At 45.2% G+C, this 1297-nt stretch carries 1 protein-coding gene; it reads left to right on the top strand.

What is annotated here, in order from left to right:
* The first annotated feature begins 85 nt into the window (after nucleotides 1–85).
* Entirely contained in the window at nucleotides 86–1255 is a 1170-nt protein-coding gene (locus Q0174_RS06150; RefSeq protein WP_298042427.1) for an integrase arm-type DNA-binding domain-containing protein, read from the top strand.
* Nucleotides 1256–1297 lie beyond the last annotated feature (42 nt).

Raw genomic sequence — 1297 nt, 5'->3', positions numbered from 1 at the left:
GCTATTTTTAATTTATATTAATTTATATCGATTTATAATTATTTTCGTAAAAAATGTATAACTTTTTGTATAACAGAGGTATAAAATGGCTAAAATTTTAACCGCGACGCAGGTGAAGAAGCTAAAATTTGAGGGCAGCGGCAAACTCAAGGCGTATTCCATCGATAGCACGTGCGCGCTGTATCTCGTGTGTTTCGCAAACGGCAACAGATACTACAAACTACGCACAAAAAGAGGCTACACGACGCTAGGGGGCTTTGACGATATAAGTCTTGCCGAGGCTAGAGAAAAAGCAATGAGCCTGCGTAAGTCCGGCGCGAGCGACGAGCTACAAAAGCAGAAGCTAAAAGATGTTTTCTGTGCGTGGCTGGATATCAAAATTCCGCCCGAGGATAGCGAGAAAATTAGGCAATCTCGTCGCAAGATGGTAAATCGCGTAAATAAACATCTGCTGCAACCTCTAGGCAATATGCCGATAGATGAGATTGGTACAAAGGAAGTGATCGCGGCAACCAAAGGCGTGAATTTTGCAAGTGCTAAAAAGATAATACCGATCCTGCGCGACGTGCTTAAATTTGCTCGCGCCCAAAACGCGGCGGGCGATATATCGTTTATCTACGAGATTGTCGGCGATATGAGCGAAATTTATCCTAAAAAGAAAGTAGAGCACAGAAAGGCAGTGACGGATCCAAAGCGCCTAAAAGAGATTATAGAAGCGGTCAGAGACGCCCTTATAGAGTCGACGATCAAAAATCTCTTTTTTTTCAATCTGATTATGGCGCAGCGCCCGCATCAAATCAGGGAGCTTTGTTGGGATAGAATAGACGGGGATTTCGTGTATTTCAAAGAGACTGACAATAAAACGGGAGTAAATGCGCGCTTGCCGCTTCCGAGGCAGGCAAAGCAAATTTTAGAGCGTCAAAAAGAAATAAGCACGGAGGGGATAGTTTTCAAATCGAGCACTTACTCTGTGCGGAGCGGCTGGGCTATCTCGGACGGCACGCTATTAAAAACGCTGAAGCGCTTGGGTATAGCCGATCTACACGCGCACGGCTTTCGCTCGATGTTTGCTACCTTTGCTATTCGGGCAACCGACGGCGAGCGAGCTATGTTTGAAAAGCGTATCATTGATGAAGTGCTGCTGCATACGCCCGGTAATGAAGTGGATAAAGCGTATTTTAGGGACTTCAACTCGCGGGAGCATTTGCGGGTATTGCAGTGGTGGGCGGATTATTTAGAGGGGTTGATGGGCTGATTATTTCTTTTTAAGTCGTTTATACCCTATAAGTCCTTTCGC

This window comes from uncultured Campylobacter sp., assembly GCF_937996225.1.
Taxonomy (GTDB): Bacteria; Campylobacterota; Campylobacteria; order Campylobacterales; family Campylobacteraceae; genus Campylobacter_B.
Note: the sequence above shows the minus strand (reverse complement) of the source record. Positions and strands in the feature narration are given on the sequence as shown.